Consider the following 25,356-nt stretch of genomic DNA (forward strand, 5'->3'; position numbering starts at 1 on the left):
AGCATCATCGCGTGCAGCGACCCGCCCGAGTCCGCGTGCTCCGGGCCGAGCTCCACCCGGGACGGTTCGTTGGAGAGGTCGTCGATCCCCAGGGCCTGCGCCAGGCGCCGGGCGGGGTCGATCGTGAGGACCACGGTGTCGCGGCCGAGTTCGGCGGCGCGCAGCGCCACGGCGGCGGCGGTCGTGGTCTTGCCCACTCCTCCGGCGCCGGTGGTGACCACCACCCGGGTCGCGGGGTCGGTGAGCATGGCGGTGATGTCGAGGCGACGGGTCATGTCAGCTCACTCCCTGGTCGACGAGGGCGGAGGCGAGGTCGTAGAGGTCGGCGACCTCGACCCCGTTGGGCAGGGCCGGCAGCACGAGGGTGGGGCAGCCGGAGGAGGTCAGGGTGTCGCCGGCCTTGAGCTGGCCGCGCGCGACGCGGGCGTGTTCGATGGCCTCCACGAGGAGCCCCTGCAGGCCCTCGTCGTCGAGCTCCACCCCGGCCACCTCGAGGCCGGCGAGGACCGCCGCGGCGTCGATCTCCTCCTCGGCGATCCGCTCCAGCGCGGCGTCGTCCAGGTGCCTGGTCTCGGCCCGGTTGATGATCACCTGACCGACCCGCAGGCCGTGGCTCTTGAGCTCGGCGATCGCCTCGACGGTCTCCTGGACCGGCAGCGACTCGAGCAGCGTGACCAGGTGGACCACGGTCCGCGGGGAGTGGACCAGCTCGGACACCGCGTCGGCCTGACGGCGGATCGGGCCGCCCGCGGCCAGGTCCGCCATCGCGGTGGTGACGTCGAGGAACTTGCCGATCCGCCCCGTGGGCGGCGCGTCCACCACCACGGCGTCGTACACGACCTCCTTCCGGGCGTGCTCGCGCGTGACGACCTCGTAGACCTTGCCGGTGAGGAGCACGTCCTTGAGGCCGGGGGCGATGGTCGTGGCGAACTCGATCGCGCCCACCGACTTCATGACCTTGCCCACCACGCCGAGGTGGTAGAAGGTGTCGAGGTAGTCGAGCATCGCCGCCTCGACGTCGATCGCCAGCGCGAACACCTTCCCGCCGCCGTCGACCCGGGCCACCAGTTCCTCGCGGTAGGGCAGCGGCGCGCGGTCGAAGATCCGGGCGATGCCCTGCCGCTCCTCCACCTCGACCAGCAGCACCCGCTTCCCGGTCGAGGCCAGGGCGAGCGCCAGCGCGGTCGCGACCGTGGTCTTGCCCGTGCCCCCCTTCCCGGAGACGTAGTGGAGTTCTGCTCGGGCGGACCCGTCGGCCCACCCGGTGGACAGCTCGTCGGCGATGGTCGCCCGCGTTCCCGGACTCTCAGTGGCTGGCATGCGCTCCACAGTAAACGCAGACGCCACCGCACGCGTGACGCTCTCGACTTCCCTAGAGTGGGGGGCATGAGCGAAGCCACCTCCGCAGCCCGGTTCGAATACGCCACCGTCCCGCTGCTCACCCACGCCACCAAGCAGATCCTCGACCAGTGGGGAAGTGACGGCTGGGAGCTGGTGTCGGTGCTGCCCGGCCCGACCGGCGAGCAGCACGTCGCCTACCTCAAGCGGCAGCTCTGATGCCCGACTCGGAGTCCGCGGGCTACTGGAGCCGCAAGCTCGAGCAGCTGGGCATCGCGCTGCCGACGGTCGTGCCGCCGGTGGCCAACTACGTCCCCGCCGTGCGGACCGGGGCGTACGTCTACACCTCCGGTCAGCTGCCGATGGTCGACGGCGCCCTCGCCGCCACCGGGAAGGTCGGTGCCGAGGTGGACCCGGGGCAGGCGGCCGGGCTCGCCAGGACCTGCGCGCTCAACGCCCTCGCGGCGGTCGACGCGCTCGTGGGCGTCGACGCGGTGGTGCGGATCGTCAAGGTCGTGGGCTTTGTCGCCTCCGCCCCCGGCTTCAACGCCCAACCCGCGGTGGTCAACGGGGCCTCGGACGTGCTCGGGGAGATCTTCGGCGACGCCGGCGTCCACGCCCGCTCGGCGGTCGGCGTCTCCGAGCTGCCGCTCGACGCGCCCGTCGAGGTCGAGCTCATCGTCGAGGTCGAGGGCTAGGGCGATGAGCGGCGGTCTGGCCCCGATCGGCTTCCCGGCGTACGAGACGCTCCGCCCCGTCACCGACCTGGCCGGGGTGATCCTCTGCGACAACCCCTCGGAGATGACCTTCGAGGGGACCAACACGGTCGTCCTGCGGGCCCCCGGGTCGCCCACCTGCGTGGTGGTGGACCCGGGGCCGGACGACCTCGCGCACGCCGAGCGGATCGCGGCCATCGTCGGCGAGATCGAGCTCGTCGTCGTCACCCATCGCCACGGCGACCACACCGACGGCATCGATCACCTGCGCACGTTCACCGCCGCCCCGGTCCGGGCCGTGCAGGAGCGGTTCTGCCGCGACGCCGCGCCGTTGGTGACGGGCGGCGACGACGACGAGGTGATCCACGCCGCGGGCCTGGACATCATCGTGCTGGGCACCCCGGGGCACACGGCCGACTCGGTCAGCCTCGAGGTGCGGGTCGCGGGCACCGGGTTCACCGCTCCGCCGGACTGCGTGGTCCTGGGGGACACGATCCTCGGCCGGGATTCGACCGTGCTGGACTCGACCGACGGCGACCTCGGCGACTACCTGGGCAGCATGGATCTGCTCGCCGCGCGGGCCGACGGGGTGATCGGGATCCCGGGGCACGGGCCCGACGTGGAGAACACCGGCCGCGCCGCGCAGGTGCTCGGACGGCACCGGCGGGACCGGCTCGAGCAGATCGTGGCCGCGCGGGCCGAGCTGGGCCGCGAGGCCTCGGCCGAGGCCATCACCCGGCACATCTACCGCGATGTCTCGCCGTTCCTGCTCATGGTGGCCGAGCAGTCGACGCTGGTGGCGCTGCGCCACCTCGACCGCCTCGACGCCCCCGACGCCTGACCCCCGCCCCCGACGCCTGACCCCCCGCCGCCCGCTCCCCGCCGCCCCCCGCGATCCGCTACTCCGCTGCACGGTCCGCTACTCGCATCCGGGGAGCGGATCGTGCAGCGGAGTAGCGGATCGGCGGGGATGGGGGGTGGATGGTGGTTGTCCACAGGGGGCCGAGCCATCCACAGGCCCCCGGATAATCCCAGCTCGCCGGTCCGGGCGCGGATGCCGCGGGCGCGACGATCGACCCCATGGCCCACTCGTCTGGAAACGACCACATACCGCCGGCCCTCCTGTCGCCCGCAGATCTCGCCGCCCGCGGGATCGACCGGCGTGAGACCGCGAAGCTCGTGGATCGCGGGCGGCTGCGGCGGCTGCGCTCCGGCCTGTACATCGAGCGTGACGACGAACCCGGATCAGTCGCCGGTGTCCCGTCGTACGAGGCGGCGCGGCGGGACTTCCTCGACCGCACCCGGGCGGCCGCGCGGGCGATCGAGCCGGGGACGGTCATCTCGCACGGCTCCGCGCTCGCGCTGCACGGATTGCCACTCCACGGTGTCCCGCTCGACAGGCCGTCCGCCACCAGGCACCGTCCGGGCGGAGGTAGCCGTCGGAGCAGCGCGTTGACGTGCTGGAACCTGCCCGTGGTCGGGTCGACGACGGTGGTGGACGGGATTGAGGTGACGTCGCCGGCGCGGACGATCATCGACGTGGCACGCACGGTCAGTCTGGAGAGCGGGGTGTGCGCGGGCGATGCGGCGATCCGGCGGAGCCTGGTCACCCGGAGCGATCTGCAGGCGGAGGCGGACGCCGCGAGGGGTCGCTCCGGGGCGGCCCGCGCCCGCGCTCTGCCCGCCCTGACCTCGGGTCTCGCGGAGTCGGTGCTCGAGTCCCTGATCAGGGTGATCCTCGTCCTGGGCGGCGTGCCGGAACCGGAGCTCCAGGTGTGGCTCGGAGTGCGTGGGGGCGAACGATTCCGCGTCGACCTCTACTGGCGAGAGTGGCGGTTGGTCGGCGAGGCCGACGGCTTTGCCAAGTACGGAACCGGGCAGGAGCAGATCAGGGGTTCCTGGAACGCCGAACGACGTCGACAGAGTCAGATCGAGGACGCCGGGTTCGTTGTTCTCCGGTGGACCTGGGAGGACCTGCGACATCCGCGGCGGATCGTCGACCAGGTCGAACGCGCCATGCGTCGCCAGGAGAGGCTCGGGCTCGGCCCGGGCGCGTGATCCACCCCACCGGACAATCCGCTACCGACCTGCGTGGTCCGCTACCCGGTTACAGGCAGCGGATCGCGCAGGGGAGTAGCGGATTCCGCCGGCCGGCGGGGGGGGGGGGGCGCGGGCCGGGGGGGGGGGGGGGGCGGGGGGGGGGGGGGGGCGGGGGGGGGGCGGGGGCGGCGGGGCCGGGGCTCCGGGGCGGAGATGATGACGCTCTTGCCCTCGAGGCGCAGCCAGCCGCGGTGCGCGAACTCGGCCAGCGCCTTGTTCACCGTCTCGCGGGAGGCGCCGACGAGCTGGGCGATCTCCTCCTGCGTGAGGTCGTGCGTCACGCGGATGTTGGGGCCCTCCTGCGTGCCGAAGCGCTGGGCCAGCTGCAGCAGGGCCTTGGCGACGCGGCCGGGGACGTCGGTGAAGATCAGGTCGGCGAGGTTGTTGTTGGTGCGGCGCAGGCGGCGGGCCAGCACGCGGAGCAGCTGGTCGGAGATCTCCGGGCGCTCGGCGATCCAGCGTTTGAGCGCGGAGCGGTCCATGGACTGCACGGCCACGTCGGTCACGCACACGGCCGAGGAGGTCCGCGGGCCCGGGTCGAAGATGGACAGCTCGCCGAACATGTCGGACGGGCCGAGGATGGACAGCAGGTTCTCGCGGCCGTCCGGGGCCTTGCGGGAGAGCTTCACCTTGCCGGAGGTGACGATGTACAGGCTGTCGCCCTGCTCGCCCTCGCGGATGATCACGTCACCCTTGGAGTACTCCTCGGCGGTGAGGTCGGCTCGCAGCGCCGAGATCGCGGCGGGTTCGACACCCTGGAAGATTCCGGCCCGGGTGAGCACGTCGTCGGCAGACTGGTCCGTGCGGCGATCGATCGTCACAGTCTGTGACCCTCCGTTCGGGCGTGGACATGGGTGTCCGCGCCATGGCGTGCGTGTGGCGAAAGCCACTGTAGCCGGTAGATCGCCCGAGATGTGCCCAACGCGCGGTCGGAGCGGGACGTCAGTCGTCGATCTGCTCTGGTTGGTCGAGGATCGCGTTCTCGAACCGGTCCATGAGGAGTGCGAAACCGGCGAGGAGGACCGGGACCAGGACGACGAGGATTCCCTGCATGCCCCCGAGTAAACACCCCCGGACGCCGGTACACACAGCCGGCGTGTCGGCGGGGGGCCGACCCGCTCGTCCGGCGGGCCGTAATGTGGACTCATGCCCGACCCCGCCCCGGCCTCCACGACGCGCCGCAGACGGGGAGCGGCCGCGAGGGGGGTGGAAACCGACCTCGGGCGCACCCGTCGAGCCCGCCGCATGCTCCGCACCCTCGAGGAGGCGTTCCCCCACGTGTACTGCGAGTTGGACTTCTCCGATCCGCTCGAGCTGAGTGTGGCCACGATCCTGTCGGCCCAGTGCACGGACAAGCGCGTCAACGAGGTCACGCCGGCGCTGTTCGCCCGCTACCGCACGGCCGCCGACTACGCGGCCGCGGACCCCGAGGAGCTCGAGGCCCTGATCCGGCCGACCGGCTTCTACCGCAACAAGGCCCGGAGCATCCAGGGCCTGGGCGCGGCGTTGGTGGAGAGGTTCGACGGCGAGGTGCCGCGGCGGCTCGAGGACCTGGTCACCCTCCCCGGCTTCGGACGGAAGACGGCCAACGTGGTGCTCGGCAACGCGTTCGGGGTGCCCGGCCTGACCGTGGACACCCACTTCATGAGGCTGGTGGCGCGGTGGCGCTGGACGGAGGCCACGGACCCGGTGCGCATCGAGCGTGAGGTGGCGCGCCTGCTCCCGCGGGCGACCTGGACCGACGCCAGCCACCGGATCATCTTCCACGGGCGTCGGGTGTGCCACGCGCGGACGGCGGCCTGCGGGGCGTGCGTCCTGGCCGACGACTGCCCCTCCGCGGGCGAGGCCGGCCCGCTCGATCCCGTGGCCGCCGCCCGCCTCGTGGCGGGACCCGAACGCGACCACCTGCTGGGACTGGGCGGGGTGGGGGGTCGGGCGTGAGCGCCTCGCTGAGATGGTCCCCGGGGGCGTTGGTGGCGCTGGGCGGCGTCGTCGTCGCCCTCCTCTCCACCCTGGCCGACGACGACGAGGCCGGCGGCCGAGCCGCGTCCACCCCCACCGCGCCGCCGGTGGGCGCGCCCCCGGCGGACGAGCCGCAGACGGTGGTCGACGCGGGGACCCGCGCCTCGGCCGGGTTGCCGGCCTGCCGCGACAGCGCCGTTCCGGCCACCACCGACGGCCCGGTGGCCGGGTTCATGGTGCGGTGCATGGACGACGGGTCGACCACCACGCTCGGCAAGATCCAGGCGGGCCGGCCGATGGTGGTCAACCTGTGGGCGTACTGGTGTGAGCCGTGCCGCCGCGAGCTGCCCGCGATCCGCGACGCGCAGGCCGCGCTCGGCGGCGACGTCGCGGTGGTGCTCTCCCACACCGACCCGTCGGAGACCAAGGGGTTCGACACCCTGGCCGCGCTCGGGATCGACGAGCTGATCTCCGTCTCCGACCAGGACGAGGAGCTGCCGACCCTGCTGGGCGCGCCGCCCGTCCTGCCCCTGACGGTGTTCGTCAGGGCCGACGGGACCGTCGCGCACGTGTTGGTCGAACCGATGGACAGCGAGCGGGACGTGCTCGACGCCGTGGAGGAGTACCTGGGGGTGGCCGCGTGACCGGCACCGGGCGGAGCGGGCCGGTGCCCCGGCCCGGCGACGTGACCGGCGTTCCGCACCCCGGCTGGATGGATCCGCTCATGGCGGCGTGCACCGACGGCAGCTTCGACGGGCTGCTGCCCAGGCGCAGGCCCCCGGAGGACCGCGGGCCCAACGAGGTGGGGCGCCCGCACCGCGACGCCGCCGTGTTGGTGCTGTTCTCCGGTTCCGCGGATGCGCCGGGCCCGACGCCCCCGGAGGACGCCCGCGTCCTGCTCACCCACCGCGCGCCCACGCTGCGCAGCCACTCGGGACAGGTCTCGTTCCCCGGCGGCGGGGTCGACCCCACCGACAGCGGCCCGGTCGAGGCCGCGCTGCGCGAGGCGTGGGAGGAGACGGGACTTGAGGCCTCGGGCGTGGATGTGCTCGCGGTGCTGCCCGAGCTGTACATCCCCGTCTCCAACTACTCGGTGGCCCCGGTGCTGGGGTACTGGCGCGAACCGATGGAGGTGGGGGTCGTGGACGCCGGCGAGACCTCGCGCGTCATGACGGTGCCGGTGGGCGAGCTCCTCGACCCGGCCAACCGCTTCCTGCTGCGGCACTCCACGGGGTGGACCGGACCGGCGTTCCTCCACGACGACCTGGTGGTGTGGGGCTTCACCGCCGGGATCATCGCGGCGATGTTCCACTCCGCCGGCTGGGACCTGGACTGGGACACCACCGACATCCGCGACCTCGAGGAGACGCTGGCGGCCTCGGCGAACGGTGAGCGGTACCGGATGTCGGCGGAGGAGGCGCGACGGGAGTCCTCCGACCCGCTGGCGGACCGGACGGTCGCCGGGGTGCCGGGAGCCCGGTCCGCCTTCCCGGACGCGGCCCCCGCCACCGCCGTCCCTGCCACCGCCGAGGAGCCGCTCGACCTGCCCGCCGACAACCCCCGCAGGGGATACCGGTGACGGGCTCGCAGTGGCTCGACTTCGCGCTCTACGCCCTCGCCGCGGCCGCGGCGATCTCCGGCTGGATCAACGGCGCCGCCGCCTCGGGATTCGCGCTGCTGGGCGTGGGCATCGGCGCCACCTCGGGGCTTCTCGTCGCGCCCCACCTGGTCCGCGAGATCGACGCGCCGGTGGGTCGGCTCGTGGCGGGGCTCGCGATCATCGCGGTGATGGTGATCGTCGGCCAGGTCGCCGGTGTGACCATCGGTCGCGCCGCCCGACGCTACATCTCCGGCACGGGGGCCAAGCTCCTCGACAGCACGGTCGGCGCCGTGTTCCAGGCCGCGGCCGTGCTGCTCGTGGCGTGGCTCGTGGCCGTCCCGATCGCGGCCCAGGAGGGCCCCGGCCCGGGCAAGGCGGTGCGGGGGTCCTCGGTGTTGGCCAAGATCGACGACGTCGCGCCCGAGCAACTGCAGAAGATCCCCGCCGCGTTCACCGCCATGCTCGGCACCACCGGGTTCCCGGACATCCTCGGCCCGTTCGGCACCACCCCCATGCAGGAGGTCGCGCCGCCGGACCCGGTTCTCGCCGGATCCGAGGTGGTGGCGAGGGTGGAGCCGTCGGTGCTCAAGATCCTGGGCCGGGCGGAGTCCTGCAGCCGGGCGCTCGAGGGGTCGGGCTTCGTGGCCGCCCCCGGGCTCGTCATGACCAACGCGCACGTGGTGGCGGGCACCGGCTCGGTGAGGGTCGTGGTCGGTGACGAGGAGCTGGACGCCAACGTGGTGGTCTACGACCCGCGGGTCGACATCGCCGTCCTCCGCGTGCCCGGTCTGGAGGCGCCGGTGCTGACCTTCGCCGAGCGGCGGTCCCGGACCGGCGACGACGCTGTTGTGGTGGGCTTCCCCGGGAACGGCCCCTTCCGGGCGGACTCGGCCCGGATCCGGGAGCGGGTGACGCTGCGTGGTCCGGACATCTACCGCGAGCAGACCGTCGAGCGCGAGGTGTACATCCTCCGGGGCATGGTCCGCGAGGGCAACTCGGGCGGGCCGCTGATCACACCGGAGGGCGAGGTCGTGGGTGTGGTGTTCGGCGCCGCGATGGATGCCGCCGACACCGGGTACGCGCTCACCGTCGAGCAGGTGTTGCCACAGCTGGAGGCGGCGGTGGCCTCGGTGTCGCCGGTCGGCACGGGCTCCTGCGTGGGGGCCCGCTGACCCAGGGGCTGCGAGCCCTCCTCCCCGAGACAAGCGCTGCCTCCCGGCTTGCGCTGCCTCCCCGGCTTGCGCTGCCTCCCCGGCTTGCGCTGGCGGAATGGTCCATTCCCGCAGCGCGACCCCGGTAATCGCGTGCAGAGAGGCAGCGCAGGTCGGAGGGGCAGCGTACGCCGCGGGGCGGAGGGGCAGCGTACGCCGCGGGGCGGAGGGGCCGGGTGCGCTAGCCGGGCGGACCGGACGGGGGTCCGCTCACGCGCCGGGCGAAGTCCACGATCAGCCGGGACGTCGCGGCCGGGGATTCCATCGCGGGGTAGTGGCCGGCCCCGGGGACGAGCTCGGCGTGGAAATCGCGGGCCCACCGGGCGGACGCGCGCACCGTCTCAGGCCGGATGAACGTGTCCTCGGCGCCGCTGATGCCCAGCACCGGCTGGTCCACCACGCGGGAGACGGTACGCCGGAAGTCGCGACCGTCGGGGCGGAGCTGGCTGCGGACCATCCAGCGCCGACTCTCCAGCGACAGGTGCGCGACCTTGGGGATGAGCATGGCCCGCCGGAGCAGCGCGGCGGACTCGCGGAAGTCGGCGGTCTCCGGCCAGGACCGCCCGGAGCGGGCTCGGAGCGTGTCCTCGACCGCCGCCGCGCCGTTCGCGGTGAGCCGGCGTTCGGGCAGGCGGGGGGCCTGGTCCGCCAGGAGGCGGGGGGCCAGGGCGCGGCGCTGCACGGGGTCGCGGAGCGCGGCGTGGCGGGTGGCGAGCGGGTGGGGGGAGCCGACGACGACGAGGCCCCGCACCGCGCGCGGCCGCCGGTACGCAGCGGTCCACGCGACGAATCCGCCCTCCCCCTGCCCCACGATCACCGCGGAGGAGTGCCCGAGAGCGCGGATCAGGTTGGTGATGTCGGCGGACAGCGTCCAGGCGTCGTACCCCCTCGGCGGCTTGTCCGAGTCGCCGTGACCGCGCAGGTCCACGGCCACCGCGTGGAAGCCCGCCTCGGCGAGCGCGACCATGGGCGCGCGCATGGTCCACCAGATGCCGTCCAGGCCGTGGATCAGCACGACCAGCGGCGGGAGCACCCCGGGGACCGTGTCGGCCGGCAGGGACTCCGCCACATGGAGGCGGATTCCGTTGGCCGAGACGTCACGATGCCGCCACGGCCCGTCGATCCTGACTATCGACGGGTCGGGCGGCCTGTGACCGGGAGTCTTCAGCGGGTCGCGGCGGGCAGGGGGGTCTCGGTCGTGCGGACCGTCCCGGGCCTGGGCTCGGCACCGGTGGGCATCGCCAGCTTGAGGTCCGACACCGAGTCGATCGTGCGCTGCGGCTTACGGATCTTCTTGACCTTGCGGTAGCCCAGCAACCCGAACAGCGCGGCCAGGAGCACCAGGACCACAAACACGATGAGGAAGCCCATCCAGTCCCACGTCTTGGTGCCGAACCACATCGAGATGAGCTTGGCCCACATGAACACGAACGGGAAGAACGACATGAGGAGCAGGACCAGCGCGGCGACGAAGAAGCCGGACCCCGTGGCGGCCTTCTTGACCTGCTCGGCCACCTCGGTCTTGGCGAGCTCGATCTCCGCCCGCAGCAGCGTCGACACCTGGGTCGAGGCGTTCTTGACCAGGGTTCCGATGCTGGCGTCGCCCCGGCCGATCGAGTCCGCGTCATGCAGAGGGATCGAGGCCCCGGTCGGCGTGTGGGTTCCCTGGGCGTGGCTCACGGTTGTTCCTCCATTGTCAGGCGACGGATGCACCGCCGTCCATCGTGCCACGACACGTGGCTGCCTTCACCCGCTACCCGGTCAGCCGCGGGTGCCCTTCTCCCTGATCTGCTCCATGATGGTCGGATCGGACAGGGTCGAGGTGTCCCCGCCGTCGCGGCCCTCCGCCATGTCCTTGAGCAGCCGACGCATGATCTTGCCGGAGCGGGTCTTGGGCAGTTCCGGGACGATCGTGATGTCGCGGGGCTTGGCGATCGGGGAGATCTCCCGCGACACCTCGGCGCGCAGCTCGTTGATGAGCGCCTGACGGTCCTCCTCGGCGTCGACGTTGCCGCGCAGGATCACGTAGGCGACGATCGCCTGCCCGGTGGTCTCGTCGTTGGCGCCGACCACGGCGGCCTCGGCGACGGCGCGGTGGCCGACGAGCGCGGACTCGACCTCGGAGGTGGAGATGCGGTGCCCGGAGATGTTCATGACGTCGTCGACGCGGCCGAGCACCCACAGTGCGCCGTCGGCGTCCCACTTGGCGCCGTCACCGGCAAAGTAGTACCCCTCCTCGGCGAACCGGGACCAGTACGTGTCGCGGTAGCGGTCCATGTCGCCCCAGATGCCCCGGAGCATGGCGGGCCACGGGTCGGTGATCACGAGGAACCCCTGTTCGTTGGCCGCGACCTCCTTGGCGTCGCTGTCGACGATCGCCACCTCGATCCCGGGCAGGGGCCGCATGGCCGATCCCGGCTTGGTCGCCGTGACGCCCGGCAGCGGGGAGATCATGATCGCCCCGGTCTCGGTCTGCCACCAGGTGTCGACGATGGGGGCCTTGCCGCCGCCGATGTTCTCGCGGTACCAGCGCCACGCCTCCGGGTTGATCGGCTCGCCGACCGAGCCGAGCAGGCGGATCGAGGACAGGTCGTGCGCGGCCGGGATCTCCGTGCCCCACTTCATGAACGTGCGGATCAGGGTCGGCGCCGAGTAGTAGATCGTGACGCCGTACTTCTCGATGATCTGGAAGTGCCGGTGCTCGTCGGGGGAGTTGGGGGTGCCCTCGTAGACGATGCACTCCGCGCCGTTCGACAGCGGCGCGTACACGCCGTAGGTGTGGCCGGTGACCCAGCCGACGTCCGCCGTGCACCAGTAGACGTCCTCCCCGGCCTTGTGGTCGAACACGTTGTGGTGGGTGTAGGAGGCCTGGGTGAGGTAGCCGCCGGTGGTGTGGACGATGCCCTTGGGCTTGCCCGTGGTGCCGGAGGTGTAGAGCAGGAAGAGCGGGTGCTCGGAGTCGAAGGCCTCCGGGGTGTGGTCGGCGGACTGCTGCGGGACGACCTCGTCCCACCAGACGTCGCGGCCGTCCGTCCACTCGACGTCGAGGCCGGTGCGGCGCACGACGAGGACCGTCTGCACGGACTCGGCGCGGCCGTCGGCGTCGACACCGTTGCCGGAGAGCGCGTCGTCGACCCCGGCCTTGAGCGGTGCGGGCTTGCCGCGGCGGAACTGGCCGTCGGCGGTGATGACGACCTTGGCCTCCGCGTCGTCGATGCGCGAGCGCAGCGCGTTGGGCGAGAAGCCGGCGAAGACGACCGAGTGGGTCAGACCGAGGCGGGCGCACGCGAGCATCGCGATGTACACCTCGGGAAGCAGCGGCATGTAGATGGCCACGCGGTCCCCGGCCACCAGGCCGAGCGAGTCGAGGTAGTTGGCGGCGCGGCTGACCTCGTCCTTGAGCTCGGCGTAGGTGATGTCGCGGGCGTCGCCCTCCGGCTCGCCGATCCAGTGGATGGCCACCCGGTCGCCGTTTCCGGCCTCGACGTGGCGGTCCACGCAGTTGTAGGCCACGTTGAGCTCGCCGCCCACGAACCACTTGGCGACCGGCGCGTCCGACCAGTCCAGCACCTCGGACCATTCCTTGGACCAGTCCAGCCGGCGGGCCTGCTCGTCCCAGAACGCGAGCCGGTCGGCGGAGGCCCTGTCGTAGAGGTCGGCCTGCGCGTTGGCCTGGGCGGTGAAGGCGGGGTCGGGATCGAAGGACAGGTCGTGATCGGAAGCGGTCATCAGCAGCTCTCCTCGTGGTTGGGTTCACGGCGGCCGGAGTCGACACGGCGGGGACGACCGGACCGTTTGCGTGTGAGCGTAGTCACATGGACGATGCTGCGGTCGGCAACGCACCCGACGGGGGGACCAGGGGGTGAGCGAGGGGGCCGGCCCGGTCAGGCGTCGTCGGTCGGCGCCGATCCGCCGCGATCGACTCCGGGCTCGTCGGCCGGCCGGGCCCCGCTCGCCGGCGGCGTCGCCGACGCCTCGTTCGCGGACCTCGTCGTCGTCGCGGTCGTCGTCTCCTCCGTGGTCTGCGTCTCGGTCTTCTTCCCGGGCGCGGGCGGGGTGGTCTTCTTCCCGGGCGCGACCTCGGGCTCGGCGGGCGGATCCGGCTCGGGCTCGGGCTCGGGCGCGGCGGTCTCGCGCCCGCCGTCCTGCGGTTCGATGCCGTAGTGCTCGAGCAGCGTGGACTCCTGGTCGGGGGTCAGCCCGTCCTCGGTGCGATCGGGACGCGGGGAGTCCCGGATGACCGAGCGCGTGTGGTCCAGGTGGAGCTCCTCGTCGAGGAGCCGGGCGCCGTGGAGCGGCACGATCGCGTCGGAGGAGAAGATCCCCGTCGAGACGGTCGCGAACGTGATCTTTCCGGTGGCGTCGTCGACGTACACCTGCCGCACCGCGCCGATCTTCGTCCCCGTGGAGTCGAAGGCGGTCGCGTCCAGCAGCGCGTCGAGCTGATCCTTGAGCGTCACGGGGTCTCCGGGGTCGTCGGTGGGCGGGCTCGGGCGGTCCCGGGCGTACGCTGATTACATCAGCTCGACATCGGTTGAGGGTGCCGATCCGCCCACGTGTCGGTGGTTTCCGGTGCGTGAAACGGCGGGCGGGGGCGGGTCGGTAACCTCGACCGCGTGACCCCTCGTGCCCAGGACCCCCTCGCCCCGCTGGTCGCCCTCCCGGGGGTGGCCGAGTCGTCCGAGGCTGCCCGGGCGGCCCTCGCCACGGTGCACCGCCACCCCGCCAACCGCCGCGGGTGGCCGACGACCGCGGCCGAGTCCGTCCTGCGCGGGGCGCGGGCCTCGGCCGGCGTGGAGGGCGCGTCGGTGCGGCTGGACGCGGACGGGGAACACGACGAGGTGCTCACCGCCGCGCTGCGGGTCGCCGGCGAGCTGACCGGCGAGTCGCTCGAACGGGCCGTCGCGGTGTGGACCCGGTCCCCGCTCCAGGAATTGGCCCACCTGCACCTGCTGGCGGCGTCCGGTCCGGAGGTCCACGCGGAGGCCCTCGGGCGGCCCCGACCCGAGCCGGGGGTGGCGGAGCGGCTCCAGGGGCTCGCCGAACTCGTCACCGGTGGGACCGGGGTGCCCGCTCCGGTCCTCGCGGCGGTGGTCCTGGGCGAGTTGTCGGGACTGCGGCCGTTCGGGTCCGGTGACGGGCTCGTGGCCCGGGCCGCATTTCGCCTGGTCACCGTGTCCACCGGGCTGGATCCCCATTGCCTGGGCGTGCCGGAGGTGACCTTCTATCGGGACCCCGGCGCGCACCGGGCGGCCTTGGACGGATTCGTCTCCGGCACCGAGGAGGGGGTCGCGGCGTGGATCCGCCACTGCTGCGGCGCGCTGGAGGCCGGCGCGCGGGAGGCCACCTCGATCGCCGACGCGGCAGGGGCCTGACGAGCGAATGGCGGGCCGGCGCCGGGCCGACCCGCCAACTCACTGCGGTTCCATCGAGAGATCCGGGTACCAAGCGTCCTGTGGTCCGCCGTGTCGCCGGTCCGGGACGACCGTCGGTGACGGCCGGCGCGGACCCACGGCTGGTGTTGCCTCTCGGGCGTCATCCGTCGCGTGGGTTCCGGAATGTCGATGACGGTGGTGTGGGGCGGGGGGCCGCGGCTTCTCTTCCGCCGCGTCCCTGGCGTCTTTGCCACCGTCCCCCGAGCATGCCGCCCGGGGCACGGTGCGGGCGATGGTGCGACCCCACAAGGATCGCCGGCGGTCTTGGGTCGTTCCGGCCATGGCGACTTGTTGGGTTCCTGCCGGGTGAGGTCAGTCGTGCCGGCGGGAGTCGCGGGCGAACGACACCACGGCCGCCAGGATCGCGACCGCGATCGACGTGAGCCCGACGATCGGGCCGGACGCGCGCTCGAGGGTGGGCAGGAGCGGGGTCGGGTTCTCGAAGGTCAGGATCGGCCACCCCCGGGACAGCGCCTCGCGGCGCAGGGCCCTGTCCGGGTTGATCACGGTGGGATGGCCCACGAGCTCGAGCATCGGCATGTCGGTGGAGGAGTCCGAGTAGGCGTAGGAGCCGTCGAGGTCGTACCCGTACCGGTCGGCGAACCCGCAAATCGCCTCGGCCTTACCGGTGCCCTGGCAGTAGAACTCGATCGATCCGCCGTACCGACCTTCGGCGTCGAGGGCCATCCGCGTGCCCGCGTAGTGGTCGACCCCCAGCATCCGCGCGATCGGCGCCACCAGTTCCTCGCCGGATGCCGAGACGATCACCAGGTCGTGCCCGAGCGCCCGGTGCTCGGCGAGCAGTTCCTGGGCCTCGGCGTAAACCGTCGGGGAGACCGTCTCGGTGAGCGCCTCGGTGGCGATCCGTTCGACCTCCGCCGGTTCCCATCCCTTGGTGGCGGTGGCCATGGCCTGGCGGACCTTGACCATCTGGTCGTCGTCCGCATCGGAGAGGCTGTAGGCGAGCTGGGTATATGCCAGGTCGATGATCGACCGGCGGGAGAGCAGTCCCTCGCCGAGGAAGGACTTGTTGAACGCGAACACCGACGAGGTGGCGATGATGGTCTTGTCGAGGTCGAAGAACGCGGCGATCCGGCCCGGTCGGTTGGTTGACCGAGGGCCCTGGCGGCGGTGGGCGGTCACACCGGTCACGATACGGTCCTTGCCTTTGTTTCGCCCACAAGTGATACTTATCACGCTCTTACATAGAGCATCCCCCGAGAGAAGCCCGGATCGTCCCCCCACGGTCCGGGTGTTGTGTAGGACCGAGAAGCCGCGGCGCCCCCCTGCTGCGGCTTCTCGGCATTTCGCGGCATTTCATCGCCTCGTCCGGCGCGCTCTCCACAGGCCGTGGTCTCTCCACAGGCGGCGCCGCGATCGCGCTCCGGGGCGGCGCCCGCCTTCCGGCCGGGGGCCACTCTGGTCCCCGTGACCCCCAAGACCCGAGCACCCCACCCGGTCCCCGACCACTGCCCCGGGCGTCCCGCGGCCGCCGTCGCGGTCGACGTCGCGGACCCGGACCTCGACGCGGACGTCCGGGCCGTCCTCGCGGCGCTGGCACTGGACCCGGGGTCCCGCGACGCGACGCTCGCCGACGTCCTGGTGACGGACCGGCCCGAGTCCGCGACCGGTGTCGCGGGGGCGCGCGTCCTGCGGGTCGCGGCAGAGGGGGCCGGGGGGGACGACGACGGGGTGGTCCACCTGCCGTCCGGGACGGCCGACCTCATCGGCGCACTCATGTCACCGGTCGCCGGTCGGGGCGGGGTCCTCGTCGCGGTCGTCGGCGCGGTGGGTGGCTGCGGCGCGAGCACGCTGGCCGCCGCGCTCGCGATCCGGGCGGCGGGCTCCGGCCGGTCCCTGCTCGTCGAGGCGGATCCGCGCGGCACGGGTGTCGATCTGGTGCTGGGGACGGAGGCGGAACCCGGGCTGCGGGTGGAGGACGTGCGCGCGGAGTTGGGCGGCCCCGACCCCGACGCGCTCTGGGAGGCGGTTCCGGAGGTGGTGCCGGGGTGCCGGGTGCTGGCCCGGGCCAGGCGGCGTGAGCCGTCGGGCGGCGGCGCCGGCGTCCCTGGTCGGGTCGCCGCCCCCGGTGGCGCGCTGGGGGCGGTGCTGGCGCATCGCGGGGCGGGCGGACTGGTGGTCTGCGACGCGGGCGGGTTCGCGGGCGACGACCCGGTGCTCGGTCGTGCCGACCTCGTCGTCGTCGTGACCAGGGCGGACCTCCCGGGCGCGGTCGCGGCGGGTCGGGTGATGGGGGACGTGCGTCGCGGCGCGCTGGTGATCCGCACCCAGCGGGGGGACCCGCTCCACGCCGCGGACGTCGCCGACTCGGCGGGGATCGCGGGGTGGCACGTGCTCCCCGAGATCCGGGCCGTCCGTGGGCTGGCCGGATCCGGCGGGCTCGGCAGATCGCTCGGCCGCGGGAGGGGCGGCCGCGCGCGGCGCCTCGGGGTGCTCGCGGACGCGATCCTGGCGGAGGTGCCTCCCGGTGTCCGGTGACGGGGCGGGGGCGGCGGTTCTGGCGACCGATCTGGTCGACCGGGTCCGTGCGCGGCTGGCAGGTCTCGGGGTGGAGCCGGATCCGGAGGAGGTGGTGCGCGCCGTCCGCGCGGAATCCGAGGTGCTGCACGGGCACCTCGACCTGCTCCGGACCGCCCGCCTGGTGCGGGAACACCTGGCGGGTGCGGGGCCGCTCGAGGCGCTCCTCGCGAGCCCCGGGGTCACCGACGTGGTGGTCGACGGGCCGGGTCCGGCGTTCGTCGACCGCGGACGGGGGCTCGAGGAGACCGGCGTGGTGGTGCCGACCGAGGCGGAACTGCGAGCGCTGGCCGTGCGGCTGGCGGGCCGGGCGGGGCAGCGTCTCGACGACGCCCGGCCCTGGGCCGACGGGGTGGTCCGCTCGCGGGACGGCATGGCCTGGAGGCTGCACGCGGTGCTCCCTCCGGTCGCGGTGGACGGGACCTGCCTGTCTCTACGGGTGTCAAGACCGGCGCAGGCGACCTTCGACAGGCTCGTGGAGTCCGGGACCGTCCCCGCGCCGGTGGAGCCGATGCTGCGGGACCTGGTGGAGGCCCGGGTGGGGTACCTGGTGGTGGGCGGGACCGGGTCGGGCAAGACCACTCTGCTCGCCGCCCTGCTCGGGCTGGTCCCCCCGGGTGAACGGCTGCTCTGCGTGGAGGACTCGCCGGAGCTGAGGCCCCCGCACCCTCACGTCGTCCGGCTGGTGGTGCGGCACGGCAACGTCGAGGGCGCAGGCGGGGTCGCGATGTCGGATCTCGTGCGGCAGGCGCTCCGGATGCGGCCGGACCGGATCGCCGTCGGCGAGGTGCGCGGCGGGGAGGTGGCGGACCTCCTGGCCGCACTCAACACCGGGCACGACGGGAGCGCCGGCACCGTCCACGCCAACTCGCCCACCGAGCTCCCCGCGCGGTTGGAGGCGCTGGGGGCGCTCGGCGGCCTCGACCGCGCGGCGCTGTCCGCGCAGGTGGCGGCGTCGCTGCGGGTGGTGGTGGGGATGCGCCGGTACCCGGATGGCCGGCGGGGCGTCGACTCGATGGGTGTGGTCCGCCGCGAGGCGGACGGGATCGTGGTCGATCCCGTCTGGCGGGCCGACGGGGGAGAGGTCCCCGGTCGTGCGGGGTTCGCCGCGCTCGTGGCGGGACGCCGGCCGTGACGGCCGTGGCGCTGCTCCTCGCCGGGGCGCTGCTCGTATGGCCGGGCGGGGCGGCGCGTGATCGGCTGCGCGGACTCGGAGGGACCGCCCGGTCGACCCCGGGCGGCCTCCGCCGGGCGCTCGCGCGGGTCCCCACGCCCCTCCTCGTCCCGGCCGTCGCCGTGGTGGTGGGCACGGTCGCCGCGGGACCCCTCCACGGATGTGCGGCCGCCCTGCTGGGGGCCACGGTCGCCGATCTGCGGAGGCGGGCGGCCGTCCGCGGGCGGCGGCTCGGGGCCCTCGGATCCTGGGAGCGGGCGCTCGACGACACCTCGTCGACGCTCCGCGCCGGGGCCGGGCCGGAACTGGCGCTGCACCGGGCGGCGGAGGCCGCGCGCGCCGGCGATCCCGGGGTGGCCGCCGTCCTCGACCGTGCGGCCGCCCACGCCCGGCTGGGCGGGGACGTCGCGGCGGCGCTGTCCACCGGGCCCGGCCGGTCGGCGTCCGCGGCCGGCGTCACGGGTGGCGTGGCGGCCGAGCTCGCCAGCGCGTGGCTGCTGGCCACGCGACACGGGGTGGTGCTGGCGGAGGTGGTGGACGGGCTCCGGGAGGACGTCGCGTCGCGGCGCGAGCGGGCGCTCCGGGTGGACGCGACCCTCGCCGGGCCCAGGGCGACCGCCGTGATCCTCACCGCGTTGCCCGGGTTCGGCGTGTTGCTGGGGTCCGGGTTCGGTGCCGACCCCCTGGGCGTCCTGCTCGGCGGCCCACTCGGCGGGATCCTGTGCCTGATCGGGGCGGGGTTCCTGTCGGCGGGCCTGGTGTGGACCGACAGGATCGTGGGCGGGGCGGGGGGATGGGTCTCGCCCCGCTGCTGGGCGCCGCGGCCCCGGGGCGGGGGGCCGGGCGCGGGCCGGCCGCAGGACGGCTCCGTGACGTGGCCCCCGGACCCCGCCGCCGCGCCCCGCATCCGCCGCGGGGCATGCCGGTGCTGTCCCGCACGCTCGACCGGGCCCGCCTCGGCCCGGGCCCAGCGGGCGGGGGCCGGCCGGGCGCGACCGGGCCGCTGGCGCGGATGCTCGACCTGCTCGCGGCGGCGCTGCTCGCCGGCCTGCCCACCCACCTCGCGCTGGCGGCCGTCGGCGACGCCGTAGAGCCCCTCGATCCGGACGTCGCCGAGGCGCTGCGGTCGGTGGCCGCCAGGGTCCGCCTCGGTGCCACACCGGAGGAGGCGTGGCGAGGCCTCCCTGCCACGGGTCGGCTCGCCCCCGTGGCGTCGATGCTCGCCCGCGGGACGGAGGCCGGCGGGTCGGTCCAGTCCGCGCTCGGGCACGCGGCCCGCCGGATGCGATCCGAGGCCGATGCCGCCGCGGCCGCCAGGGCCGAACGCGCCGCCGTCCTGGTGGCGGGCCCGCTCGGCCTGTGCTTCCTCCCGGCGTTCATCTGCCTGGGCGTCCTCCCCGTTGTCGCGGGTCTGGCCGACGGGATGCTGCCGGGGGTCCTGCCGTGAGCGGCGCCCCGGCCCCACACACTCCGGCGCGGAGACTCCGCCCCGGTCAGGAAGAAGGAGAACACCATCATGAACACCCGACTCAGCACCACGATCACCACCACCGCCCGCCGGATCCGTTCCGCGGTGGCCCACAGGTTCCGTCACGCGCCCGCCGGCGACGCCGGAATGTCGACGGTCGAGTACGCGGTCGGAACGATCGCCGCCGCGGCCTTCGGGGCCGTCCTCTACACGGTGGTCAGCGGCGACTCGATCCCCGCCGCGCTCGGCGGGATCATCGAGCGTGCGCTCACCACCTCCGTGTGATGGCGCCCGGGCGGCACCGCGCGGCAGCCACCCGCGACGAGGGCTCGGTGACGGTCGAGGCGGCCCTGGGGATCGCCTCGCTCGTCGTGGTCATCACGATCGCGGCGTCGGGGGCCGCCGCGGCGCTCACCCAGATCCGGGTCGTGGACGCCGCGCGCGAGGCCGCCCGGGTGGCAGCGGTGTCCGGCGCGAGGGAGGGCGTCGCGGCGGGGCGCGCGGCGGCACCGGGGACGGAGGTGTCGGTCGACGGCGCCGAGCAGTACGTCACCGCGCGGGTCAGCGCCCCCGCCCGCGGCCTGCCGGGCGTCGTGCTCTCCGGTCGCGCGGTCGCGCGCGTGGAACCGGGGACACCGGGGTGAGGGCGCGGTGGCCCGGGGACCGCGACGACGGGTACATGACCGTCGTGACCGCCTTCGCCGCGGCCGCCGTCCTGGCGGTCGCCGTGGCCGTTCTCCTCGTCGGCCGGGCGGCGGTCGCCGCACATTCCGCCCGGTCGGCGGCGGACCTGGCCGCGCTGGCCGGGGCGCACGCGTTGCAGGCGCGGGAGGACGCGTGCGCAGCGGCCTCGGGGGTCGCCGCCGTGAACCGGGCGGTGGTGACGGTGTGCACCGTCGACGGGTGGGACGTGGTGGTCCGGGCGGAGGTGCGCGCGGAACTCGGTGTCCTCGGCGCGCGGGCGGTGTCGGCGGTGGCCCGGGCGGGGCCTGTCTGAGGCTCGTCCCGTGTCAGCGGTCGTCCGTCCCGAGCATGCGCTCGCGCAGGGTGTCGTAGATCGGGGGAGCCCCACACAACTGGGCCACGATCACGGCGGTCGCTCCGGCGGCGAACATGGCGACGGCGACGGAGGTCGTGGCCGTCATCTCCATGACCAGCACGGCCCCCGTCAGCGGGGCCCGCACGACCGAGGTGAACAGGGTGGCCATCCCCACCAACATGAGCGCGGGTAGCAGCTGGGTGCCCATCCCGGGCCGGATCCAGTCCAGGGCCTGCGAGAAGACCACCCCGCTGAGGGCGCCGAGCGCGAGCATCGGGGCGAACAGGCCGCCGGGGGTGTTGGCCGCGTACGACAGCGGGCCCGTGACGAACCTGACCACCAGGATCAGGACGACGGCGAGGAAGGTCAACTGCTGGCCGGTGAGCAGCGCCTGGGACAGCTCGTTCCCGCCCCCGACGAGGTCGGCGTCCACCGTGAGGGCGCCGCCGATGACCGCCCCGATGGCCGCGGCCCTGACCGGGCCAGGGACGGCCGAGAGCGAGTCGGACGCGTCCAGGAAGAGGCGGATCAACAGGCTGTACCCCACGCCCAGCAGCGACACGAGGCCCCCGAACACGACGAACACCGGCAGCGCGGAGAACGCGGGCTCCGGCACGTCGAGGATCCTGAAGTCCGGTTCGTCGCCGAGGACCACCCGACTGCACATCACCGCGGTCGAGACCGCCGCCATGGTCCACAGCACGTACCGGAGCCTGATCGAGTGCGCGATCTCCTCCAGGCAGAACACGGCGCCCCCGAGCGGGGCGTTGAAGGCCACCGCCAGGCCGGCGCCGGACAGGGCCGACTGCATGACGCGGACCTCGTCGCGGGTGGCGCGCGCCACCCGCGCGCACCACGCCCCGATGGCGGCGCCCATGTGGACGGTCGGCCCCTCACGGCCCAGCACGAGGCCCCCGAGCCCCATCGAGAGGAGCCCGCCGATGAACCGGGCGGGCAGGACCCGGCCCGGGGGTGGTTCGCTCTCCCCGCGGTCGACGGCCTCGACGTGCTGGATGCCGCTGCCCGCGGACAGGGGGATCCGGGACGCGATCACCCCGGCGGCACCGGCGGCCACCGCGGACACCACGACCGGGACCACCCAGCCCGCGCCGCCCAGCTCGTGGGACCACTCGACGATGTCCAGCCGCAGGTGGTCGGCGCGCACGAGGAGCCACCGGAACGCGCCCCCGACGAATCCGGTGATCGCCCCGGCGACCACCGCGAGGACCGTCATCCCCACGAGCACGCGCGTGGTCGCGTCGCCGGGTGAGTCGTCTGGGGAACCGTGCGTCACGGACCTGAACCTAGCCGAGCTGCCCCACGACCTCGGCCAGCAGCGCGATCGCGCCCGGCTTGGAGAGCGGGTCGTTGCCGTTTCCGCACTTGGGGGACTGGATGCACGACGGGCAGCCGGTGTCGCACTCGCACGCGCGGATGGCGTCCAGCGTCGCCCGCAGCCACGAGTGGGCGCGGCGGAACCCGCGTTCGGCGAACCCGGCCCCGCCCGCGTACCCGTCGTAGACGAACACCGTGGGCAGGCCCGTGTCCGGGTGCAGTGCCGTGGAGACGCCGCCGATGTCCCAGCGGTCGCAGGTCGCCACCAGCGGGAGCAGGCCGATCGCCGCGTGTTCGGCGGCGTGCAGCGCGCCCGGCCAGTCCGCCTCCTCCAGCCCGGCCACCCGCAGCAGCTGCGGGGTGAGGGTGTACAGGACCGCGCGGGTGGGCAGGACGGTCTCGGGCAGGTCGAGGGGCGTCACGTCGAGGATTTCGCCGCCGCGGAGACGGCGCTGGTAGCCGGTCACCCTGGCGGTCACCTCGACCCGGGCGAGCGACAGGGTCACCGGACCCGCGGTCACGGTTTCGAGGGTCTCGATCAGGTCGATCGACACCTGCTCCCGGGCGGAGGTCGTCCACTCCGGTTCCTCCGGGTGGCACAGCGCGAGCCCGTCCTCCAGGTCCAGCTCGTCCACGACGAAGGACTCCCCCTGGTGCAGGTACAGGGCGCCCGGGTGGACCTGCGAGCGGGCGCGGACGGAGTCGATGGTGCCGAGCATCCGGCCGTCGACCGCGTCCACGATCACCACCTCCGCCCCGCCGGTTCCGCGGATGTCGACCTCGGCGTGCGGGGTGTGGTCGTCCGCCGCGGGGTACCACCCGGCGGGCCGGCGCCTGATCAGGCCGCGGGTGGCGAGGTCCTCGAGGACCTCCGTGGCGCCCCAGGCCCGGGCCTCCTCGTGGGACATCGGGCGTTCGCTCACCGCGCACCGCAGCTGGCCGGCCAGGAGCACGGGGTTGCGGGGGTCGGTCACGGTGGCCTCGACGGGCCGGCCGAGCAGGGCCTCGGGATGGTGGACGAGGTAGGTGTCCAGGGGGTCGTCGCGGGCGACCAGGATCACCAGGGCGCCCTGGCCGCGCCGCCCGGCCCGGCCCGCCTGCTGCCAGAACGAGGCGATGGTCCCGGGGAAGCCCGCGCTGATCACGGCGTCCAGGCCCGAGATGTCCACCCCCAGCTCCAGAGCGGACGTCGAGGCCACGCCCACCAGCTCGCCCTCGGCGAGCCCTCGCTCGAGGCGGCGTCGGTCCTCGGCCAGGTACCCGGCGCGGTAGGCGGCGATCCGTCCGGCCAGCTCCCGGCCCCGCGCGCCGTGGTCGGACACCAGGCGCTCGCGGGCCCGGAGCGCGGTGGACTCGGCGCCCGCGCGGGACCGGACAAAGGCGAGGGTCCGGGCGCCCTCGGCGACCAGGCCCGCCATGAGTGTCGACGCCTCGACGGGGGCGGGTCGCCGCACGGGGGCACCGTTCTCGCCGGCGAGCCCCTCCATGAGCGGGGGTTCCCACAGCGCGACGGTCCGTCCGCCCTGGGGGGAGGCGTCGTCGGTGACCTCGGCGCACTCGCGCCCGACGAGGGTGGTGGCGGCCGCGCCGGGGTCGGAGGTGGTGGCCGAGGCCAGCACGAAGGTCGGTTCGGCGCCCAGGGCCCGCGCGAGCCGGTCGAGGCGCCGGAGGACCAGCGCGACGTTGGAGCCGAACACGCCGCGGTAGGAGTGACACTCGTCGACGACGACAAAGCGGAGCCCCCGCAGGACGCGCGTCCACTGGCGGGACCGACCGAGCAGGGACAGATGCAGCATGTCCGGGTTGGTGACGATCCACCGTGAGTTCTCCCGTATCCACGGGCGTGCATCGGTGGGGGTGTCGCCGTCGTAGGACGCCGGGGCCACGTGGGAGAGTCCGGGCACGGCGTCGACCAGCGACACCACCGACGACAGCTGGTCCTGGCCCAGGGCCTTGGTGGGGGCCAGGTACACCACGCACGCGTTCCGGTCGGCGGCGAGCGCGCTCAGCGCGGGGAGCTGGTAGCCGAGGGATTTCCCGGAGGCCGTGCCCGTGGCCACCACCACGTGACGGCCCGCGTAGGCGTGCTCGGCGGTGTCCACCTGGTGGGCCCAGGGCTGGTCCACGCCTCGGCCGCGGAGCTCCCGCACCAGCCCCGGGTCCGCCCACGCCGGCCAGTCGGCGTATCGGGCCTCGCGGGCGGGGAGATCGACAGTGTGGGTGACGGGGGACGCCCCGGCGGGAAGCTGCTCGAGCAGGTGCCCCAGGAGTTCGCGCCCGTATGTCGTCACCCCTCGACCGTAGGGGACGGGTTCCGGGAGTGCAGGGTGGGGACGTGGCCACGGCGCCGGGCCCGGGGAGGTGGGCGCGAGCGCCTTCCGACCGACCTGCGCGGACGTGTTCTCCGGGCGCGGTTCCCGTGGTCTACTTGTCTCGGTCGCCGCCTCCGCCCCCGGGCCTCCCGCGGGCGGTCGACGACCCGGCGCGCGTGGACATCCCGCGAGTCGCACCTGGCAGTACGGAAAAGGAACGCAACAACATGGCACAGGGCACCGTCAAGTGGTTCAACGCGGAGAAGGGCTACGGGTTCATCGCCCCCGAGGACGGCTCCGCCGACCTCTTCGTCCACTACTCCTCCATCGAGGGCAGCGGCTTCAAGTCGCTCGAGGAGAACCAGCGCGTCGAGTTCGAGGTCGGCGAGGGCCAGAAGGGCCCGCAGGCGCAGGAAGTCCGCGCCATCTGAGCATCGGCGGATCGATCCGGCCGGGGCCCCCGCCGCCCGTCGCGGTGGGGGCCTCGCCGTGTGTCGGGGGTCGACCGTAGGCTCGGCACCGTGACGCAGCTGTCGTTCTTCGCCGCGGACGAGCACGTCCCCGACCCGACGGACCTCGAGGGCGCCCTCGCCGCCCGCGGTCAGTCCACCCTCGCGGGCGACCTCGCGCAGGTGTCCGTGGTGCTGGACTCCGCCTGGCGCGCGGACGCGCTGATGACGCTCCTGGGCGAGGGGAGTCTCGACCCGGTCCGGTCCGGGACCGGACCGGACGGCCGGTGCACGGTGTCCACCGCGCGGTGCGCGGAGCTGGCCCCGGTGGTGCGGCGGTGGCGACGAGGCGCTGTCACCGCCGTGCCGGAGGGGTGGATTCCGACGGCCGGCGCCCTGCGGGTCTGGGTCCTCACCGCCGGCACGATCACGGACAGCGGAGCCGTCGACCTGGGGATCGACGCGGGCGTCGAGCACCACGCCCCCCGGCGCGCGGCTCTGGGCGAGGCACTGGCGAGGGCCGGGATCCGCTCGACGTACGTCGGGCCGCGGGGTGGCGGTCCGCTGCTGCGGCTGGGGACGGCCCGCGCCCGGTCGCGGCTGGCGGAGGCGATCGGAGCGGCCCCCGTCGGGGTGCCCCCGGCGGCGTGGCCGGGCTAGGACCACCTGGTGTTGCGCC

General features: G+C 74.2%; 27 protein-coding genes and 1 pseudogene. 18 read left to right on the forward strand and 10 right to left on the reverse strand.

Annotated elements, in window-relative coordinates:
* Both Q0444_RS00545 and Q0444_RS00550 read right to left on the reverse strand, forming a co-directional pair.
* A partial coding sequence (locus Q0444_RS00545; RefSeq protein ID WP_299020514.1) for an ArsA-related P-loop ATPase occupies positions 1 to 275 on the reverse strand: 275 nt, incomplete at its 3' end.
* A gap of 1 nt (position 276) precedes the next feature.
* Positions 277 to 1,320: an ArsA-related P-loop ATPase gene (locus Q0444_RS00550; RefSeq protein WP_291079369.1), complete on the reverse strand. Its 1,044-nt coding sequence runs from the start codon at positions 1,318 to 1,320 to the stop codon at positions 277 to 279.
* 66 nt (positions 1,321 to 1,386) lie between these two features.
* On the opposite strand from Q0444_RS00550, the gene Q0444_RS00555 reads away from it, so the two are divergent.
* From Q0444_RS00555 to Q0444_RS00570, 4 genes are all read left to right on the forward strand, one after another.
* Positions 1,387 to 1,557, forward strand: coding sequence for a DUF4177 domain-containing protein (locus Q0444_RS00555; RefSeq protein WP_291079368.1), 171 nt, complete (start codon positions 1,387 to 1,389; stop codon positions 1,555 to 1,557).
* Positions 1,557 to 2,036 (forward strand): RidA family protein, encoded by a 480-nt coding sequence (locus tag Q0444_RS00560; RefSeq protein ID WP_299020518.1) that lies wholly within the window; start codon positions 1,557 to 1,559, stop codon positions 2,034 to 2,036. Before Q0444_RS00555 ends, Q0444_RS00560 begins: the two co-directional genes overlap by 1 nt.
* A gap of 4 nt (positions 2,037 to 2,040) precedes the next feature.
* The gene (locus Q0444_RS00565; RefSeq protein ID WP_291079366.1) at positions 2,041 to 2,895 is read left to right on the forward strand and encodes an MBL fold metallo-hydrolase; all 855 of its coding nucleotides are present in this window, start codon (positions 2,041 to 2,043) and stop codon (positions 2,893 to 2,895) included.
* Between the two features lie 239 nt (positions 2,896 to 3,134).
* Positions 3,135 to 4,112 (forward strand): hypothetical protein, encoded by a 978-nt coding sequence (locus tag Q0444_RS00570; RefSeq protein ID WP_299020521.1) that lies wholly within the window; start codon positions 3,135 to 3,137, stop codon positions 4,110 to 4,112.
* A 191-nt stretch (positions 4,113 to 4,303) separates the two neighbouring features.
* Here Q0444_RS00570 and Q0444_RS00575 read toward each other — a convergent pair.
* Positions 4,304 to 4,975: pseudogene (locus Q0444_RS00575) on the reverse strand (Crp/Fnr family transcriptional regulator); the annotation flags it as partial.
* Between the two features lie 325 nt (positions 4,976 to 5,300).
* Here Q0444_RS00575 and nth point away from each other — a divergent pair.
* Genes nth through Q0444_RS00595 form a run of 4 tightly spaced genes read left to right on the forward strand, consistent with a single transcriptional unit; the run spans position 5,301 to position 8,888 of the window.
* Complete coding sequence (nth, locus tag Q0444_RS00580; RefSeq protein WP_299020524.1) at positions 5,301 to 6,095, forward strand: endonuclease III; 795 nt, start codon at positions 5,301 to 5,303, stop codon at positions 6,093 to 6,095.
* Positions 6,092 to 6,760, forward strand: coding sequence for a TlpA disulfide reductase family protein (locus Q0444_RS00585; RefSeq protein WP_299020527.1), 669 nt, complete (start codon positions 6,092 to 6,094; stop codon positions 6,758 to 6,760). The genes nth and Q0444_RS00585 overlap by 4 nt, the downstream gene beginning before the upstream one ends.
* On the forward strand, positions 6,757 to 7,695 hold the full coding sequence (locus Q0444_RS00590; protein ID WP_291083834.1) for an NUDIX domain-containing protein: 939 nt from the start codon (positions 6,757 to 6,759) through the stop codon (positions 7,693 to 7,695). Before Q0444_RS00585 ends, Q0444_RS00590 begins: the two co-directional genes overlap by 4 nt.
* On the forward strand, positions 7,692 to 8,888 hold the full coding sequence (locus tag Q0444_RS00595; protein ID WP_299020533.1) for a MarP family serine protease: 1,197 nt from the start codon (positions 7,692 to 7,694) through the stop codon (positions 8,886 to 8,888). Before Q0444_RS00590 ends, Q0444_RS00595 begins: the two co-directional genes overlap by 4 nt.
* A gap of 220 nt (positions 8,889 to 9,108) precedes the next feature.
* On the opposite strand, the gene Q0444_RS00600 is transcribed toward Q0444_RS00595, so the two are convergent.
* The 4 genes from Q0444_RS00600 to Q0444_RS00615 all read right to left on the reverse strand — a co-directional run bounded on the left by Q0444_RS00600 (position 9,109) and on the right by Q0444_RS00615 (position 13,387).
* A complete protein-coding gene (locus Q0444_RS00600) occupies positions 9,109 to 9,996 on the reverse strand; it encodes an alpha/beta fold hydrolase (RefSeq protein ID WP_299020536.1) in 888 nt (295 codons plus the stop codon).
* 95 nt (positions 9,997 to 10,091) lie between these two features.
* A complete protein-coding gene (locus tag Q0444_RS00605) occupies positions 10,092 to 10,607 on the reverse strand; it encodes a phage holin family protein (RefSeq protein ID WP_291083843.1) in 516 nt (171 codons plus the stop codon).
* Between the two features lie 81 nt (positions 10,608 to 10,688).
* Complete coding sequence (gene acs / locus Q0444_RS00610; RefSeq protein WP_291083846.1) at positions 10,689 to 12,656, reverse strand: acetate--CoA ligase; 1,968 nt, start codon at positions 12,654 to 12,656, stop codon at positions 10,689 to 10,691.
* Between the two features lie 155 nt (positions 12,657 to 12,811).
* On the reverse strand, positions 12,812 to 13,387 hold the full coding sequence (locus tag Q0444_RS00615; RefSeq protein WP_291083849.1) for a PRC-barrel domain-containing protein: 576 nt from the start codon (positions 13,385 to 13,387) through the stop codon (positions 12,812 to 12,814).
* Between the two features lie 156 nt (positions 13,388 to 13,543).
* On the opposite strand from Q0444_RS00615, the gene Q0444_RS00620 reads away from it, so the two are divergent.
* Positions 13,544 to 14,302 carry an oxidoreductase gene (locus Q0444_RS00620; protein ID WP_291083852.1) on the forward strand — a complete coding sequence of 253 codons (759 nt, stop codon included), beginning with the start codon at positions 13,544 to 13,546 and terminating at the stop codon, positions 14,300 to 14,302.
* Between the two features lie 372 nt (positions 14,303 to 14,674).
* On the opposite strand, the gene Q0444_RS00625 is transcribed toward Q0444_RS00620, so the two are convergent.
* Positions 14,675 to 15,514 carry an HAD family phosphatase gene (locus tag Q0444_RS00625; protein WP_299020544.1) on the reverse strand — a complete coding sequence of 280 codons (840 nt, stop codon included), beginning with the start codon at positions 15,512 to 15,514 and terminating at the stop codon, positions 14,675 to 14,677.
* Between the two features lie 276 nt (positions 15,515 to 15,790).
* On the opposite strand from Q0444_RS00625, the gene Q0444_RS00630 reads away from it, so the two are divergent.
* The 7 genes from Q0444_RS00630 (at position 15,791) to Q0444_RS00660 (ending at position 20,539) form a co-directional block, all read left to right on the forward strand.
* Complete coding sequence (locus tag Q0444_RS00630; protein ID WP_291083858.1) at positions 15,791 to 16,861, forward strand: chromosome partitioning protein; 1,071 nt, start codon at positions 15,791 to 15,793, stop codon at positions 16,859 to 16,861.
* Positions 16,851 to 18,035, forward strand: a complete 1,185-nt coding sequence (locus Q0444_RS00635; RefSeq protein WP_291083861.1) for a TadA family conjugal transfer-associated ATPase — start codon at positions 16,851 to 16,853, stop codon at positions 18,033 to 18,035. The genes Q0444_RS00630 and Q0444_RS00635 overlap by 11 nt, the downstream gene beginning before the upstream one ends.
* Entirely contained in the window at positions 18,032 to 19,165 is a 1,134-nt protein-coding gene (locus tag Q0444_RS00640; RefSeq protein ID WP_299020549.1) for a type II secretion system F family protein, read from the forward strand. Before Q0444_RS00635 ends, Q0444_RS00640 begins: the two co-directional genes overlap by 4 nt.
* Positions 19,087 to 19,521 carry a type II secretion system F family protein gene (locus tag Q0444_RS00645; protein WP_299020551.1) on the forward strand — a complete coding sequence of 145 codons (435 nt, stop codon included), beginning with the start codon at positions 19,087 to 19,089 and terminating at the stop codon, positions 19,519 to 19,521. The genes Q0444_RS00640 and Q0444_RS00645 overlap by 79 nt, the downstream gene beginning before the upstream one ends.
* A gap of 69 nt (positions 19,522 to 19,590) precedes the next feature.
* On the forward strand, positions 19,591 to 19,827 hold the full coding sequence (locus Q0444_RS00650) for a DUF4244 domain-containing protein (RefSeq protein WP_291083872.1): 237 nt from the start codon (positions 19,591 to 19,593) through the stop codon (positions 19,825 to 19,827).
* On the forward strand, positions 19,827 to 20,186 hold the full coding sequence (locus tag Q0444_RS00655) for a TadE family type IV pilus minor pilin (protein ID WP_291083875.1): 360 nt from the start codon (positions 19,827 to 19,829) through the stop codon (positions 20,184 to 20,186). Before Q0444_RS00650 ends, Q0444_RS00655 begins: the two co-directional genes overlap by 1 nt.
* A gap of 35 nt (positions 20,187 to 20,221) precedes the next feature.
* A complete protein-coding gene (locus tag Q0444_RS00660) occupies positions 20,222 to 20,539 on the forward strand; it encodes an Rv3654c family TadE-like protein (RefSeq protein ID WP_299020556.1) in 318 nt (105 codons plus the stop codon).
* Between the two features lie 13 nt (positions 20,540 to 20,552).
* Here the strand turns inward: Q0444_RS00660 and Q0444_RS00665 are convergent, their stop codons facing one another.
* Positions 20,553 to 21,815 carry a chloride channel protein gene (locus tag Q0444_RS00665; protein WP_299020637.1) on the reverse strand — a complete coding sequence of 421 codons (1,263 nt, stop codon included), beginning with the start codon at positions 21,813 to 21,815 and terminating at the stop codon, positions 20,553 to 20,555.
* 70 nt (positions 21,816 to 21,885) lie between these two features.
* On the reverse strand, positions 21,886 to 24,207 hold the full coding sequence (locus tag Q0444_RS00670; protein WP_291081197.1) for a DEAD/DEAH box helicase: 2,322 nt from the start codon (positions 24,205 to 24,207) through the stop codon (positions 21,886 to 21,888).
* 248 nt (positions 24,208 to 24,455) lie between these two features.
* Between Q0444_RS00670 and Q0444_RS00675 the strand changes: the two genes are divergently transcribed.
* The gene (locus tag Q0444_RS00675) at positions 24,456 to 24,659 is read left to right on the forward strand and encodes a cold-shock protein (protein ID WP_067711447.1); all 204 of its coding nucleotides are present in this window, start codon (positions 24,456 to 24,458) and stop codon (positions 24,657 to 24,659) included.
* A 90-nt stretch (positions 24,660 to 24,749) separates the two neighbouring features.
* On the forward strand, positions 24,750 to 25,337 hold the full coding sequence (locus tag Q0444_RS00680; protein WP_291081195.1) for a hypothetical protein: 588 nt from the start codon (positions 24,750 to 24,752) through the stop codon (positions 25,335 to 25,337).
* The last annotated feature ends 19 nt before the right edge of the window (positions 25,338 to 25,356 follow it).

This window comes from uncultured Dietzia sp., assembly GCF_937873725.1.
Taxonomy (GTDB): Bacteria; Actinomycetota; Actinomycetes; order Mycobacteriales; family Mycobacteriaceae; genus Dietzia.